Source organism: Ideonella sp. A 288, assembly GCF_002198735.1.
In the GTDB taxonomy this organism is placed as follows: Bacteria; Pseudomonadota; Gammaproteobacteria; order Burkholderiales; family Burkholderiaceae_C; genus Pseudaquabacterium.
The window spans coordinates 166,162-182,193 of the sequence record NZ_MWLO01000155.1 but is presented as its reverse complement, the minus strand read 5'-3'; the positions used below and the strand labels follow the sequence as shown (position 1 = coordinate 182,193).

Below are 16,032 nucleotides of genomic sequence, written 5' to 3'. Positions count from 1 at the left end.
CAGTGTCATTGTTCACACCATGAATCCGCAGTTGGTACAGGAGCAGTCGATGCGCAGGCACCCGCCCGAAGTGATCGCACGTCGGGGGTCTGCCACCGAGCCAGGGCACACGCTCGATGCCGGCCTGGCCTTCGAATCGGCCGGCATGGCCATCGTCGTGACCGACGAGCACCTGCGCATCACGGCGGCGAATCCGGCCTATGGCGAACTGGTCGGATCGACACCCGATGAATTGATCGGCACGTCGCTGGCGTCGGCCGAGGCGGGTGCAGACGCAGGGGCCTGGGCCGCGCTGCGGCAAGGCCCGCGCGACGGGCCACCCGACCGTGCCGCCCGCTGGCAGGGCGAGGTGCGATGCCGGCACCGCGACGGCCGCACCTTGCTGGCCTGGATGAGTCTGGTGTCCGTGCCCGACGCCACGGGCATTGTGCGCTCGCACGTGGCCACCTTCGCCGACATCACGGCCGTGGCCGGCGAGCGCGAGGCCTTGCGGCGGATGGCACAGCACGATCCGCTGACCGACCTGCCGAACCGCCGCGCCGTGCAGACCGAACTCGATCGGGGCGTTTCGCGTGCCCGACGCCACCGGCAGCGCCTGGCGGTGCTGTTCATCGACCTCGACCGCTTCAAGTGGATCAACGACACGCTGGGCCATGAGGTGGGCGACCATGCGCTGAAGGAGATCGCCCGCCGGCTGCGCGCTGCGGTGCGCACCGAAGACCTGGTGGCGCGCTGGGGCGGCGACGAGTTCGTCGTGGTGCTGGACGACATCGGCGCGGCCGCCCAGGTGTCGACCACGGCGAACGCGATCCTGGCCGCCATCGCGACGGCCATCGACCTCGGTGCCCAGCACCTGAGCGTGTCCGCGAGCATCGGCATCGCATGCTTCCCCGACGATGCGACCACCCCCGACCAACTGATCGCGGCGGCCGACGCGGCGATGTACCAGGCCAAGCGCGACGGCCGGGGCGTCGTCGCGGCGAGCGGCCGTGGCTGACATGGCCCCACCGGCCCGTGGGCATGGCACCATCGGGCAACACGCGGCCACCTGGTGCGCGCCCGCATGACACCCCACCCTGCACCGCCCTTCGACCTCTGGTCGTGGCTCCCGGCCTGGCAGGAGACCTGGCTGGCCGGCCTCGACCCGCAGGGCATCGGCCAGCGCCTGCGCCAGCAGCGCCTTTCGCGGCTGATCGAGCAGACGCTGCGCGAGTCGCCGCTGTACGCCCGCCGCGCGGTGGGCGCCTGCCACCTGGCCGATTTCCAGCCCATCGGCAAGGCCGAACTGATGGCGCACTTCGACGACTGGGCCACCGACCGCCGCATCACCCGCCACGCCGCCGAGGCGGCGGTGCGCGCCGCCGACGGCGTGGCCGATGCCTGGCTGGGCGACTACCTCGTGTGGACCAGTTCGGGCACCAGCGGCGAGCCGGGCATCTTCGTGCAGGACGGCCCCAGCCTGGCGGCCTTCGACGCGATCGAGGGCCAGCGCCTGCTCGGCGCCCGCTCGGCACCGTCGGTGTCGGCGCTGTGGGGCATGGCCCGGCGCTTTGCCTATGTCGGCGCCATCGGCGGGCCCTACGCCGGCCACGTCAGCCTGCAGCGCCTGCGCCGCCTCGTGCCCGCGCCCTGGACGCCGCAGATCACGATGATCTCCATCCTCGAGCCGCTGCAGCAGGTGGCCGAGCGGCTGCAGGCGCTGCAGCCCGACGTGCTCATCACCTACCCCAGCTGCGCCGTCGCGCTGGCCGAGTGGCAGGCGCAGGGCGCGCTGCAGCTCACGCTCGACCAGTTGTGGGTGGGTGGCGAGCAACTGTCTGCCACGCACCGCCAGCGCCTGCGCGATGTCTTCGGCTGCGGCGTGCGCAACAGCTACGGCGCCTCCGAGTTCTATTCGATCGCGTTCGAATGCAGCCACGGCCGGCTGCACCTGAACGACGACTGGGTCGTGCTCGAGCCTGTGGACGCGCAGGGGCGCCCGATGCCGCCGGGCGAGTTCTCGCACACCACGCTGCTCACCAACCTGGCCAATCGCGCGCAACCGCTGCTGCGCTACGAACTGCACGACCGCGTGCGCTTCACCGCCGAGCGCTGCGGCTGCGGCCAGGCCTTCCCGGTGATCGAGGTGCAGGGCCGGTCGGACGACGCCCTGGTGCTGCCGGCCGCGCGGGGCGGCACGGTGACCCTGCTGCCGCTGATGGTGGAATCGGTGATCGAGGAAGAGGCACAGGTGACGCAGTTCCAGCTGCTGCACCGCGCCGATGGTCGGCTCGAACTTCGGCTGCCGGGCCGGGGCGCCGACGGCCAGGCCGCCTTCGCGCGATGCCGGCAGGCCCTGCAGTCGTGCCTCGATCGACAGGGCGCTGCGCCCCAGCGCCTGCTGCACGGCGCCCAGCCGCCGCAGCGCGACCCCGGCAGCGGCAAGCTGCGACGTGTCATCGACCTGAGCCCGGCGCGCTGACGCATCGGGCGGCCCGGCGCGGACCACGCGCCGGCGGCGTGGCAACATCGCGGGCCATCCGCCCCTCGGAGAGCCCTCCATGCACCGTCGCCACTGGCTGACCGCCGCCGCCTCGTCCCTGGCAGTGCTGGGCGCGGGCCTGCGCGCCCAGGGCGCCTATCCGGCGCGGCCGGTGCGGCTGCTGGTGGGCTTTCCGCCCGGCGGCGGCATCGACTTCACGGCCCGCACGCTGCAGCCCGGGCTCGAGGCGGCGCTGGGCCAGCCGCTCATCATCGAGTACAAGCCGGGCGCCGGCGGCGTGCTCGCGGCCACCGAGCTGACGCGCGCCGCGCCCGACGGACACACGCTGCTGGTGGCCAACACCGGGCCGTTCGCGATCGCGCCCTACCTGCAGTCGAAGATGCCCTACGACCCGTTGCGGCAGTTCAGCTACATCGGCCAGATCGCCGAGACCGGCTACATCGTCGCCACGCGCAGCGACCACCCGGCCAGGGACCTGAGGCAGTTCGTCGAATGGGCCCGTGCCCAGGCCGGCAAGGCCAACTTCGCGTCCGCGGGGCCGGGCTCGTCGACGCACCTCAACGGCGAACTGCTCAACACCGTGGCCGGCCTCGACCTGCTGCATGTGCCCTACAAAGGCAGCGCCCCCGCGGTCACCGACCTCATCGGCGGCCAGACCCATGTGCTGATCGACGCCGGCACGGTGCTGCTGCCGCAGATCAAGGGCGGCGCGCTGAAGGCCCTGGCCGTCACCGGCCCCCAGCGCGACCCCAACCTGCCCGACGTGGCCACGGTGCGAGAACAGGACCTGGCCGGCATGGAAGCAGCCGGCTTCCAGGGCCTGGTCGGGCCGGCCGGGCTGCCGCGCGAGGTGGTCGAGCGCCTGGCGGCCGACCTGCGCAAGGTGCTGGCCCGGCCCGACGTGAAGGCCAGGTTCGCCACCGCCGGCGCCGAGGTGCAGCCGCGCGGCCCGGCCGAGTTCGCCGCCTACGTCAAGGGCGAGAGCGAGCGCTGGTCGACGCTGATCGCCCGGCGCGGCATCAAGCTGGACTGAGTTTCAACCAAGGGAGACACGATGACGACACGAATGGACGACAAGCACCCCGGCACCACGCGCCGCCACCTGCTGCAGGCCGCGGCGGCCGGCGGGCTGACCACCGGCCTGGGCTCGGCCCTGGCCCAGCCGATGATCGCCTCGCCCGGCTCCGAACTGCTGCCCAAGGGCAAACAGCGTCGCGTGGTGGTGCTGGGCGGTGGCTGGGGTGGCCTCACGGTGGCGCGCCACCTGCGCGAGCACACGCCCGAACTCGAGGTGGTGCTGCTCGAACGCAACCCGGTGTTCTGGTCCTGCCCGCTGAGCAACAAGTGGCTCATCGACGTGGTCGACACGCAGTTCCTGGTGCACTCGTACACCGCGCCAGCGCGCAGGTGGGGCTACACCTTCGTGCAGACCGAGGTCACCGAGATCGACCGCGACAAGCGCCGCGTGCACACCGCGCAAGGACACCTCGACTACGACTGGCTGGTCGTCTCGGCCGGCATCCGCGTGAGCTACGAGCCCTGGTTCGGCAACGACCGGCGCGCCATCGCCCACACCACCGTCAACTACGCCAGCGCCTACGTGCCCAGCGCCGAGCACCTGGCGCTGAAGCAGAAGATCAAGTCCTTCAAGGGCGGCACCATCGTGATGACGCTGCCGCCACCGCCGCACCGCTGCCCGCCGTCACCCTACGAGCGCGCCTGCCTGATGGCCGCTCACTTCCAGCGCAACAAGGTGCCGGCCAAGATCATCATCCTCGATCCCAAGCCGCGCATCGCCCCCATCGGCGCCGGCTACCGCCTGGCCTTCGAGGACCTGTATCCCGACATCATCACGCACGTGCCGAATGCGGGCGTGAAGGAACTCGATCCGTTCAACCGCGTCATCAAGACGGCGGCCGGCGACTTCAAGTTCGACGATGCGGTGCTGATGGGCCATCACCAGGCCGCCGAGCTGACCTGGAAGCTCGGCGCCATCGGCAAGACCGCCGACGGCAAGCCGACGAACTGGGCCGCCGTGCACCCGCAGTTCTACAACCTGAAGGACGACCCGCGCATCTACGTCATCGGCGACAGCGTCGGCGCGGTCTCGCCGCAGTTCGGCCACTACCCGAAGAGCGGCCACGTTGCCAACCGCATGGGCCGCAGCGTGGCGAAGTACATCGCGCAGCAGGCCAAGGGCGAGGCGCTGCAGCCCTTGATGATCGACAACCTCTGCTACATGCTCGTCAACCCCGACCCGCTCGAGGCCATCAGCGTGCAGTTCGACTACGAGATGGGCCCCGAGGGCCACCTGGTGCAGAAGCAGATCGACGACAACGACCGCCGCAAGCACCTGTGGGAGGAAGACCTGCGCTGGTACGGGCTGATGGTGCAGGACTTGACGGGCGGCTGATCTGCGCGCGGCGGCGCGCCGGCCGCCGCGGTCACCGGCTGATACGATTCGGCCCCGCAACCTACTGGCGCAGGGGTCGCTCGGCGGTTGCGGCGATCTCGATGGAAGGCCCTCCGATGACCACGCCCACGGCACCGATCGACACCCCGGGCAACCTGTTCGTCGTCGCCGCGCCCAGCGGCGCCGGCAAGTCCAGCCTGGTCAAGGCGCTGTTCGAGCTCGACTCGCACCTGGCCGTGTCGGTGTCGCACACCACGCGCGCGCCACGCGGGCAGGAACAGGACGGCCGCGAATACTGGTTCATCGACGAGCCTGCCTTCCGCCAGATGATCGAGCGCGGCGACTTCTTCGAATGGGCCGAGGTGCATGGCAACCTCTACGGCACCTCGCGCACCACCGTCGAGACGCGCCTGGCCGCCGGCGAGGACGTGGTGCTAGAGATCGACTGGCAGGGGGCCCGGCAGATCAAGCAGCTGTTCCCGCACGCGGTGCTGATCTTCATCCTGCCACCGAGCTGGGACGAACTGCGCCAGCGGCTCACCCGCCGCGGCGAAGACCGCCCCGAGGTCATCGAGCGGCGCATGGACAACGCCCGCATCGAGGTGCCACAGGCCAGATTCTTCGACTTCGTTATAATCAACGGTTTGTTCGAGACGGCGCTTTTCGATTTGAAGACTGTCGTCCACTCCCAGCGCCTGAAGTACGCTGCGCAACTGCGAAACAAGTCGCAGGTGTTCAAAGCGCTTGGTCTGGCCTGATACCCCGCTGCACCGGAGAGCTCCCCATGGCCCGCATCACCGTCGAAGACTGCCTCGAGAAGATCCCCAACCGCTTCCAGCTCGTGCTGGCCGCCACCTACCGTGCGCGCATGCTGAGCCAGGGCCATGCGCCCAAGGTCGAAAGCAAGAACAAGCCGGGCGTCACCGCCCTGCGCGAGATCGCCGAAGGCGAGATCGGCATCGAGATGCTGCGCCGCGTGCCCATCTGAGCACGCCGCCACCGGCATGAACAAGGCGCCTGCGGGCGCCTTTTCAATTTCCAGGGCGCCTCAGGGCGCCTTTTTCATGCGCGATCGGTGCCGTGCCGTAGGGCCAAGCCAATCCACGCTAAATTCGGGGCATGGGGATCCGTTCATTCGCTGCCGAATTGTTGCTGCCCGCGGCCTTGCAGCAGCGAGTGCGTGCGGCACCGGCCACCACTGGCGCGAAAACCGACGTCAGCACCTTCGCGGCACTGGCCGATCGGCTGGGCTACCTGGGCAAGGCCGATGCCAAGCTGGTGCGCGAAGCCTACAAGTTCGCCGACGAAGCCCACCTGGGCCAGTTCCGCGCCAGCGGCGAGCCCTACATCACGCACCCGCTGGCGGTGGCCGGCATGGTGGCCGACTGGCGGCTCGACGCGCAGGCCATCATGGCCGCGCTGATGCACGACGCGATGGAAGACTGCGGTGTCACCAAGGTCGAGCTGATCGAGCGCTTCGGTGCCCCCACGGCCGAACTGGTGGACGGCCTGACCAAGCTCGACAAGCTGCAGTTCTCCACCCGCGAGGAAGGCCAGGCCGAATCCTTCCGCAAGATGCTGCTGGCGATGGCGCGCGACGTGCGCGTCATCCTCATCAAGCTGGCCGACCGCCTGCACAACATGCGCACGATGGCCGCGATGGCGCCGGCCAAGCGCCAGCGCATCGCCCGCGAGACGCTGGACATCTACGCGCCGATCGCCCACCGGCTGGGCCTGAACCAGATCTACCGCGAGCTGCAGGAACTGGCCTTCTCGCACCTGCACCCGTGGCGCCACGCCGCGGTGGACAAGGCCGTCAAGCGCTCGCGCGGCTACCGGCGCGACATCGTCGAGCGCGTGCGCACCGAGGTCGAGAAGGCCTTCGCCACCTCGCGCATCAAGGTGCAGGTGTCGGGGCGAGAGAAGACCGTCTACTCCATCTACCGCAAGATGCGCGAGAAGCACACCGGCTTCGCGCAGGTGAGCGACATCTTCGGCTTCCGCATCGTCGTGCCCTCGCTGCCCGAGTGCTACCTGGCCCTGGGCGTGCTGCACCAGCTGTACAAGCCGGTGCCGGGCCGCTTCAAGGATTACATCGCCATCCCCAAGCCCAACGGCTACCAGTCGCTGCACACCACGCTGGTCAGCCCGCTGGGCTCGGCGGTCGAGTTCCAGATCCGCACCGAGCCGATGCACCTGGTGGCCGAGAGCGGCATCGCCGCGCACTGGCAGTACAAGCGCGACCCGAAGTCGGCCAAGGGCGACGGCCAGCCGATGGGCGCGATGTGGCTGCAGTCGCTGCTCGACATCCAGGACGAGACGCGCGACGCGGCCGAGTTCCTCGAGCACGTCAAGATCGATCTGGTGCCCGAGGCGGTGTACGTGTTCACGCCGATGAGCAAGATCCTGGCGCTGCCGCGCGGCGCCACCGCGGTGGATTTCGCCTACGCCATCCACTCCGACGTCGGCGACCACTGCGTGGCCTGCAAGATCAACGGCGAGTCGGTGGCGCTGAAGACCGAGCTGAAGAGCGGCGACGTGGTCGAGATCGTCACCGCGCCGGGCGCTCAGCCCAACCCGGGCTGGCTCAACTTCGTGCGCACCGGCCGGGCCCGCTCGAAGATCCGCCACCACCTCAAGACGATGGAGCAGGACGAGTCGCGCGGCCTCGGTGAGAAGCTGCTCGCACAGGCTTTGCGGGCCGAGGGCCTGACGCTGCCATCCACCGACCCCACCGACGGCGAGGCCAATGCGCTGTGGCAGCAGGTGACGCGCTGGAGCGGCAACCGCGGCCGCGGCGAGCTGCTCACCGACATCGGCCTGGGCCGCAAGATCGCCACCATCGTGGCCAAGCGCATGGCGCAGCTGCTGGCCGAGACCGGCACGCGGCCCGATGCGCTCACGCTCACGCTGGGCCGCTATGCGGTGCAGGACGACGCCACCCCGTCGCAGGGCGGCGTGATCATCGACGGCAGCGAAGGGGCGTCGGTGCAGCTGGCCACCTGCTGCCGGCCGATCCCGGGCGACGAGATCGTCGGCTACCTGGGCCGCGGCGAGGGCCTGCTGGTGCACACCGCCGATTGCCACAACGGCAAGCGCCTGGCCGACCGCGACCCCGAGCGCTGGCTGCGGGTGGAATGGGCCGAGCAGCCGACCCGATCGTACGAAACCGCCATCGACGTGGAGGTGCGCAACGACAAGGGCGCCCTGGCGCAGGTGGCCTCGGCCATCAGTTCGGCCGAGGCCGACATCGTGCACATCGGCATGGACAACGAGCGCGATGCCGACGTCGCCGAGCTTCGCCTGCTGGTGTCGCTGCGCGACCGCCAGCACCTGGCCGACGTGCTGCGCACGCTCAAGCGCGCCAACCCGGTGCTGCGGGCCAGCCGCGTCAAGCCCTGATCGCGGGTGGGGGGGCCCTCCGGCGAGACCTTCGTTCAGCCTGGATTCAGTCGACCTGCAGTTGTTACAGGCTTGCAATGACGCTGACGCGAAGTCGGCGATCATGTCGACTTCGCATTCCGCCCCGGTTTCCGTTCCACCCCCATGTCCATCCCCCACCGCATCGGCAAGTACGAGATCCGCCGAGAACTGGGCAAGGGTTCGATGGGCATCGTCTATGAAGGGCTCGATCCGCTGATCGAGCGGCCGGTGGCGGTGAAGGTGGTGCGCGAGGACTCGCTCGACCCCGGGCAGGTGCCCGAACTGCTGGGCCGGCTCAAGCGCGAGGCTCAGGCCGCGGGGCGGCTGAGCCACCCCGGCATCGTCGCCATCTACGACTACGGCGAAGACGAGACGCAGACCGGAGGCCACGTCGCCTACATCGCGATGGAACTGGTCGACGGGCAGGACCTGAAGGTGTTGCTCGACGCCGGCCGCGTGTTCGGCGTGGACGAGATCTCCCGCATGATGCTCGACGTGCTGGCGGCGTTGCAGCACGCCCACCAGCGCGGCGTGACCCACCGCGACATCAAGCCCGGCAACGTGATGCTGCTGGCCGACGGCCGGGCCAAGGTCACCGACTTCGGCATCGCCCGTCTGGACGCGTCGGACCTCACCCGCACCGGCACGGTCATCGGCACGCCGCAGTACATGGCGCCCGAGCAACTGCTGGGCCTGGAGGTCGACGGCCGCACCGACCTGTACGCCTGTGGCGTGCTGCTGTACCAGTTGCTCACCGGCACCAAGCCCTTCAGCGGTGGCTACGCCACCATCGTGCAGAAGGTGCTCAACGAGTACCCCGAGCCCCCCACCAGCCTGAGGCCCGGCCTGGGCCCGGACTGGGACACCGTGGTGCGCAAGGCCATGGCCAAGCAGGCCGACGACCGCTACGTGGACGCGGACGAGTTCGCCGCCGCCATCTCCGCCGCGCTGGCAGGCACCGACCTGCCGGCCGCCGCGCTGCACCTGCCGACCCGCACCATGCCGATGGCGCGGGCCGATGCATCCTCGACCTGGCGCCGCGCGCCGCCCGCCACGGCGCCCCTGGCGGCCGCGGCCGCCACGGCGCCCTCCACCGCGACCATCGGCCGGCGGGGCATGGCCATCGGCGCGGTGCTCGCGGTCGGCGCCGCCGCGGTGGCCGCCGTGCTGATGCTGCGGCCGGCGGCCCCGGGTGGCGCGGCGGTGGGCGCGGTGCCGCCCTCGGCGCCTGCGTCACCGGCGCAGGTCATGGCAGCAGCCTCCACCGCCCCGGCCGCCACGGCACCGGTGCCCGAGCCCACGCCGGCACCGGTGGCACCGCCGGTCGCGCCCAGCGCGCCAGTGGCGGTGGCGTCTGGCGCGCGGCCTGAGGGGAACGCCACCCTGCGGCCTGCCACGCCCGCGACCAGCCTGGCCCCTTCGGCACCGCCCCCCGTCGCGGCCGCCGCAGCGGCAGGGCCCACCGCGTCGGCACCCGCCGCCGTGGCAGGAAAGGCTGTCGCCGCCGCCAGTCAACCGGCACCGGTGAGGGCGGCCTCCGCGCCGCTCACCCCGCCGCCGGCCTTGGCCCCCAGCGCCGAATGGCAGCAGCGGCTGGCGGCCGTCGAGGGCATCGGCCCGACGATGCACCTGGCGCAGGCCCTCGCGGCGCTGCTGGACATCCGGCGGCGGGAAGACCTGCAGCGACTCGCCGATGCCGAGGCTCTGCTGCGACGGCAGGCCCCGCAGCACGCGCTGGCCATGGGCGTGCAGGACGGCTGGCTGGTCTTCGCGTCGCGAGCACGGCCTCGCACGGACGCGGCCACGCTGCTGGCCACGCGGGCATGCCTGGCCTACCGCGCCCAACCCTGTCGCGCCGTCGCCGTGAATGCCGAGTTCCGCCGCGCGGCCTTCGTCGAGGTGGCCGCTGGCCTCGGTGCCCGGCCGGTGGCCGACGTGCGGCGCGCCCTGCTGGCCACCCTCGACCGGGTGCTGGCGACGCTGCCCTCCGCGTCGGCAGCGAACACCGCGTCCGCGTCGGCGCCGCCCGCCGGGCCCGATGCGTCGGCGGGCCCATCCATGCCGGCGGCCGGGATGCCGGCGCCTGCGCCCCTGGTCACGCCGGCCGTCGAGTGGGCCGACGCCTACTCCGCATTGCGTGCCCGCCGCGGCCAATGGGCACTGGGCGGCGCGCTGGCCACGCTGCTGCACGCCCGCGCGCCGGACGAGGTCGAAGTACTCGACCGCTTCGACGCGTCGATGAAGCGCCTGCCCTGGAAGAGCGCCTTGGCGCTGGGCGAGCAGAACGGCTACATCGTGCTGGGTTTCGCCTGGCGCGAATCCAAGCGCGAATGGGCCGCGGACACCGCCCTCAAGGCCTGTGCCCGCACATCGACCACGCCCTGCCACGTGGTGTTTGCCGACGGCGACGTGGTCGACAGCGGCCTGCTGGCCTTCGCCGAGAGCCTGGGCGCCAAACCGCAGGCCGCCGTGCGCCAGGCCTTCGTGCGGCGATTGGCAAGGGCCATGCCGGGCAGCAACTGACCGCAGCCGTCACCGGCCGTGCGCCGGGGCGTGCGGCGCGCCTCGTTCAGTGCGGCGAGCCCGGGACCGGGTAGCGCACCTCCACCACCTCGATCGTCTCCACCCCCGCCGGCGTCTGCAGCTTCACCTCGTCGCCCTCGCGGGCCTTGAGCAGCGCCCGGGCGATGGGCGACACCCAGCTCACCTCGCCGTGCAGGTTGTCGGTCTCGTCGATGCCCTTGATGGTGATGGTGCGCTCCACGCCCTGGGCATTGGCGTAGGTGACGGTGGCGCCGAAGAAGACCTGGTCGTTGCCGTGGTGCAGCGAGGGGTCGGCCACCTCGGCGATGTCCAGGCGCTTGGTGAGGAAGCGGATGCGGCGATCGATCTCGCGCAGGCGCTTCTTGCCGTAGAGGTAGTCGCCGTTCTCGCTGCGGTCGCCGTTCTTGGCGGCCCAGGACACGGTTTCCACCATCTTCGGCCGCTCGACGTCGAGCAGGTCGAGCAGTTCGGTGCGCAGGCGCTGGTAGCCCTGCGGCGTGATGTAGTTCTTGCCGCCGGCCGGCAAGGCGGGCAGCACGCCGCCGTCGTCGTCATCGTCGTCGCCGTCGGACTCGCGGGTGAAGGCCTTGTTCATGGCATCGGTCGGGTCATCGGTCTGCCTCGGGGGGTTCAGGGGCCAGGCGCCGCGCGGCCGGGCCGGCCGCTGCGGTAGGCGCCGGGGGCCGAGCCGGTCCACTTGCGGAAGGCGCGGTGGAACGACGGCCCGTCGTTGAAGCCCAGCCAGGCGGCCACCTGCTCGACGCTGATGCGGCGGTCGGCCAGGTGCTGGATGGCCAGGTCGCGGCGCACCTCGTCCTTCAGCTGCTGCCAGTGCGTGCCCTCGCCGTCGAGCCGCCGGCGCAGGGTGGCGGCCGACACGCCCAGCCGCGCGGCCAGTTGATCGAGCGTCGGGCCCTCGGCGCCCAACGGCGCCGCCCCTGGCGAAAGCGCTCGGCGCAGGTGCCGCCGCGCCCGCTCGGCCCAGCCGCCCGAGGCCACCTGCTTGAGGAACACCGACTGCGGCGCGTCGCGCAGGAAGGCCTTCAGGCTGGCCTCGCTGACCGACACCGGCGCCTGAAGCACCCCGGCGTCGAAGGCGATGGCGGTGGCCGGCCGGTCGAAGCGCACATCGGCCGAGAACATGCGGCGGTACTCGTCGGCGTGCGCCGGCTGGGGGTGTGCCCAGTCGAGCCGCAGCAGCGGCACGCGGCGGCCGGCCACCCAGCACAGCAGGCCGTGCACCATGACCAGCAGCGTCTCGTCGGCGAAGCGCCGGGCGTCGGCACGCCCCGCCGGATCGAGCACCCCAGGGCCGGGCCGGTCGCCGATGCGGTTGTCGATCTCGACGCGCGCCTCGCGGCCACCCGCCACCAGCGTGGCGGCCATGTCGTCCAGGCCCAGCGCGAAGCCGCGCAGCGCCATGCGCAGCGCCCGTTCGACCGTGGGCTGCGCCGCCACCGCATGGCACAGCAGCACGAAGCTGCCGACCTTCATGCGCCGGCGGTCGAGGCCGAAGAATTCGTCGTCCAGCTCGCGCGCCACGGCCATCCACAGCGCGCCGAAGGCGGTGGCCGGCACGCGGGCGTCGGGGCCCCGCAATGCCTCGTCGGCGATGCCGGCCTGGCACAGCACCCGCGCCCGGACCTGCGGCGCCAGCGCACGCACGGCGCTGCGCACAAAGGCGATCGACACGGTGTGGGCAGGCACGGCCATGGCCCGATTCTCGCAAAAGCCACGGCCAGCACTGGCAAAAACCGTCAGCGCTTTGCGCGAAATCGCCATCGCGCAAGCGGCCCGATGGGCCTAGACTGCCGCGCAGCGGCAACATGCCGACGTACAACGGAGACCCTGCGATGACCGATCTTTCCGCCGAGTACAAGGCCCTGGCCGACTACCGCCCCACGCACAAGGTGCGCTTCGTCACCGCCGCCAGCCTGTTCGACGGCCACGACGCGGCGATCAACATCATGCGCCGCATCCTGCAGGGCATGGGCGCCGAGGTCATCCACCTGGGCCACAACCGCTCGGTGGACGAGGTGGTCACCGCGGCGCTGCAGGAAGACGTGCAGGGCATCGCCGTCTCCAGCTACCAGGGCGGCCACAACGAGTACTTCGCCTACATGGTCGAACTGCTCAGGGCCCGCGGCGGCGAGCACATCCAGGTCTTCGGCGGCGGCGGCGGCGTGATCGTGCCCACCGAGATCCGCGCGCTGGCCGAGCAGGGCGTGCGCATCTACAGCCCCGAAGACGGCCAGCGCATGGGCCTGGCCGGCATGATCGGCGAGATGGTGATGCGCTGCGACCGCGACATCACCGCCTTCGCGCCCACGGCGCTGGCGCCGATCCAGGGCCACACGGAGGCCGCCTGGCGCGCGCTGGCGCAACTGATCACGGCGCTGGAGAACGGACAGGCCGACGCCGGCCTGGTGGCGCAGTTGCACGAGGCCGCCAAGGGCAGCAAAACGCCGGTGCTCGGCATCACCGGCACCGGTGGCGCCGGCAAGAGCAGCCTCACCGACGAGCTGATCCGCCGCATCCGCCTGGACCAGGACGACGCGCTGCGCATCGCCGTCATCAGCATCGACCCCTCGCGCCGCAAGAGCGGCGGCGCGCTGCTGGGCGACCGCATCCGCATGAACGCCATCGGCCCGTGGAGCCAGGGCCCGCGCGTCTACATGCGCAGCCTGGCCACGCGCGACACGGGTTCTGAAATCTCTGCCGCCCTGCCCGACGTGCTGGCCGCGGCCAAGGTGGCCGGCTTCGACCTGGTGATCGTCGAGACCTCGGGCATCGGCCAGGGCGACGCCGCCATCGTGCCGCTGGTGGACGTGCCGATGTACGTGATGACGCCCGAGTTCGGCGCCGCCAGCCAGCTCGAGAAGATCGACATGCTCGACTTCGCCGAGTTCGTGGCCATCAACAAGTTCGACCGCAAGGGCGCCGCCGACGCGCTGCGCGACGTGGCCAAGCAGGTGCAGCGCAACCGCAATGCCTTCACCGTGATGCCCGACCAGATGCCGGTGTTCGGCACCATGGCCAGTCGCTTCAACGACGACGGCGTGACCGCGCTGTACCAGGCGCTGAAGCCGCGCCTGGCCGCCATCGGCCTGCCGGTGACCGACGGCCGGCTGCCGTTGGTGGCCACCCGCCACAGCACCCACCAGACGCCGGTGGTGCCTGCGTCACGCACGCGTTACCTGGCCGAGATCGCCGACAGCGTGCGTGGCTACAAGGCCCGCGCGCGCTCGCAGGCCCGCCTGGCCCGCGAGGTGCAGCAACTGCGCGAAACCGCGCGCATGCTGCACGACAACGACCCCACCAAGGACGGTGCCAAGAACACCGTGCTGGCACTGGCCGAGGCGCGCGAGGCCCGGCTCGACCCCGCCGCGCGCAAGCTGCTGGCCATGTGGCCCGAGATGCAGAAGGCGTATGCCGGCGACGAGTACGTGGTGAAGATCCGCGACAAGGAGATCCGCACCGGCCTGGTCCACACCACGCTCAGCGGCAGCAAGATCCGCAAGGTGGCCCTGCCGCAGTACGAGGACCACGGCGAACTGCTCAAGTGGCTGATGCTGGACAACGTGCCGGGCAGCTTCCCGTACAGCGCCGGCACCTTCGCCTTCAAGCGCGAGAACGAGGACCCCACCCGCATGTTCGCCGGCGAGGGCGACGCCTTCCGCACCAATCGGCGCTTCAAGCTGGTGAGCGAGGGCATGCCGGCCAAGCGGCTGTCCACCGCCTTTGATTCCGTCACGCTCTACGGCAACGACCCCGACCGCCGGCCCGACATCTACGGCAAGGTGGGCAACTCGGGCGTGAGCATCGCCACCATCGATGACCTGAAGGTGCTGTACTCGGGCTTCGACCTGTGCGCGCCCAACACCAGCGTGAGCATGACGATCAACGGCCCGGCGCCGAGCATCCTGGCGATGTTCATGAACGCCGCGGTGGACCAGCAGCTCGAGAAGTTCGCCACCGACAACGGCCGCCCGCCCACCGACACCGAGGCCGCCAAGATCCGCGAATGGGCGCTGGCCAACGTGCGCGGCACGGTGCAGGCCGACATCCTGAAGGAAGACCAGGGCCAGAACACCTGCATCTTCTCGACCGAGTTCAGCCTGAAGGTGATGGGCGACATCGCGCAGTACTTCGTGCACCACAACGTGCGCAACTTCTACTCAGTGTCGATCTCCGGTTATCACATCGCCGAGGCCGGCGCCAACCCGATCAGCCAGCTGGCCTTCACGCTGAGCAATGGCTTCACCTTCGTCGAAGCCTACCTGGCGCGCGGCATGCACATCGACGACTTCGCGCCCAACCTGAGCTTCTTCTTCAGCAACGGCATGGACCCCGAGTACACCGTGCTGGGCCGCGTGGCGCGCCGCATCTGGGCGGTGGCCATGCGCGACAAGTACGGCGCCAACGAGCGCAGCCAGAAGCTCAAGTACCACATCCAGACCAGCGGCCGATCACTGCACGCGCAGGAGATCCAGTTCAACGACATCCGCACCACGCTGCAGGCGCTGATCGCGGTGTACGACAACTGCAACTCGCTGCACACCAACGCGTTCGACGAGGCCATCACCACGCCCACCGAAGACAGCGTGCGCCGCGCCATGGCCATCCAGCTGATCATCAACCGCGAGTGGGGCCTGGCCAAGAACGAGAATCCCAACCAGGGCGCCTTCGTCATCGACGAGCTGACCGAACTGGTGGAAGAGGCGGTGCTGGCCGAGTTCGAGAAGATCGCCGACCGCGGCGGCGTGCTGGGCGCGATGGAGACCGGCTACCAGCGCAGCAAGATCCAGGAAGAGAGCATGCACTACGAGATGCAGAAGCACACCGGCGAGTACCCCATCATCGGCGTGAACACCTTCCGCAACCCGCACGAAGACCCGAACCCGAAGCAGATCGAACTGGCGCGCTCGACCGAGGACGAAAAGCAGTCTCAGCTCAACCGCCTGGCCGACTTCCACGCCCGCCACGCCGCCGAGGCCCCGGTGCAGTTGAAGCGCCTGCAGCAGGCCGTCATCGCCAACGCCAACGTCTTCGAGGTGTTGATGGACGCGGTGCGCTGCTGCTCGCTGGGCCAGATCACCAGCGCGCTGTTCGAGGTGGGCGGGCAATATCGGCGCAGCATGTGACGGCGCCCCGGCCGGCCCGCCGCACC

General features: G+C 70.7%; 11 protein-coding genes. 9 read left to right on the top strand and 2 right to left on the bottom strand.

What is annotated here, in order from left to right:
* Positions 1-19 precede the first annotated feature (19 nt).
* From EOINJALH_RS27795 to EOINJALH_RS31475, 8 genes are all read left to right on the top strand, one after another.
* A complete protein-coding gene (locus tag EOINJALH_RS27795; RefSeq protein WP_234414076.1) occupies positions 20-997 on the top strand; it encodes a sensor domain-containing diguanylate cyclase in 978 nt (325 codons plus the stop codon).
* A gap of 66 nt (positions 998-1,063) precedes the next feature.
* Entirely contained in the window at positions 1,064-2,461 is a 1,398-nt protein-coding gene (locus EOINJALH_RS27790) for a phenylacetate--CoA ligase family protein (protein WP_088286344.1), read from the top strand.
* A gap of 79 nt (positions 2,462-2,540) precedes the next feature.
* Positions 2,541-3,515 (top strand): tripartite tricarboxylate transporter substrate binding protein, encoded by a 975-nt coding sequence (locus EOINJALH_RS27785; RefSeq protein WP_088286342.1) that lies wholly within the window; start codon positions 2,541-2,543, stop codon positions 3,513-3,515.
* Positions 3,516-3,536: 21 nt separating this feature from the next.
* Entirely contained in the window at positions 3,537-4,895 is a 1,359-nt protein-coding gene (locus EOINJALH_RS27780; protein WP_234414075.1) for an FAD/NAD(P)-binding oxidoreductase, read from the top strand.
* A gap of 137 nt (positions 4,896-5,032) precedes the next feature.
* Positions 5,033-5,653, top strand: coding sequence for a guanylate kinase (gene gmk, locus EOINJALH_RS27775; protein ID WP_088286442.1), 621 nt, complete (start codon positions 5,033-5,035; stop codon positions 5,651-5,653).
* 26 nt (positions 5,654-5,679) lie between these two features.
* Positions 5,680-5,883, top strand: a complete 204-nt coding sequence (gene rpoZ, locus EOINJALH_RS27770) for a DNA-directed RNA polymerase subunit omega (protein ID WP_088286338.1) — start codon at positions 5,680-5,682, stop codon at positions 5,881-5,883.
* 131 nt (positions 5,884-6,014) lie between these two features.
* The gene (locus tag EOINJALH_RS27765) at positions 6,015-8,297 is read left to right on the top strand and encodes a bifunctional (p)ppGpp synthetase/guanosine-3',5'-bis(diphosphate) 3'-pyrophosphohydrolase (RefSeq protein ID WP_088286336.1); all 2,283 of its coding nucleotides are present in this window, start codon (positions 6,015-6,017) and stop codon (positions 8,295-8,297) included.
* 144 nt (positions 8,298-8,441) lie between these two features.
* Positions 8,442-10,841 (top strand): serine/threonine-protein kinase, encoded by a 2,400-nt coding sequence (locus EOINJALH_RS31475; RefSeq protein ID WP_144290205.1) that lies wholly within the window; start codon positions 8,442-8,444, stop codon positions 10,839-10,841.
* Between the two features lie 46 nt (positions 10,842-10,887).
* Here EOINJALH_RS31475 and greB read toward each other — a convergent pair whose 3' ends face one another.
* Together greB and EOINJALH_RS27745 are read right to left on the bottom strand one after the other, a co-directional pair.
* Entirely contained in the window at positions 10,888-11,457 is a 570-nt protein-coding gene (gene greB, locus EOINJALH_RS27750; RefSeq protein ID WP_088286440.1) for a transcription elongation factor GreB, read from the bottom strand.
* Positions 11,458-11,492: 35 nt separating this feature from the next.
* A complete protein-coding gene (locus EOINJALH_RS27745; protein ID WP_088286332.1) occupies positions 11,493-12,575 on the bottom strand; it encodes an AraC family transcriptional regulator in 1,083 nt (360 codons plus the stop codon).
* A 140-nt stretch (positions 12,576-12,715) separates the two neighbouring features.
* Between EOINJALH_RS27745 and icmF the strand changes: the two genes are divergently transcribed.
* Positions 12,716-16,006, top strand: a complete 3,291-nt coding sequence (gene icmF, locus EOINJALH_RS27740) for a fused isobutyryl-CoA mutase/GTPase IcmF (protein ID WP_088286330.1) — start codon at positions 12,716-12,718, stop codon at positions 16,004-16,006.
* Positions 16,007-16,032: the final 26 nt, after the last annotated feature.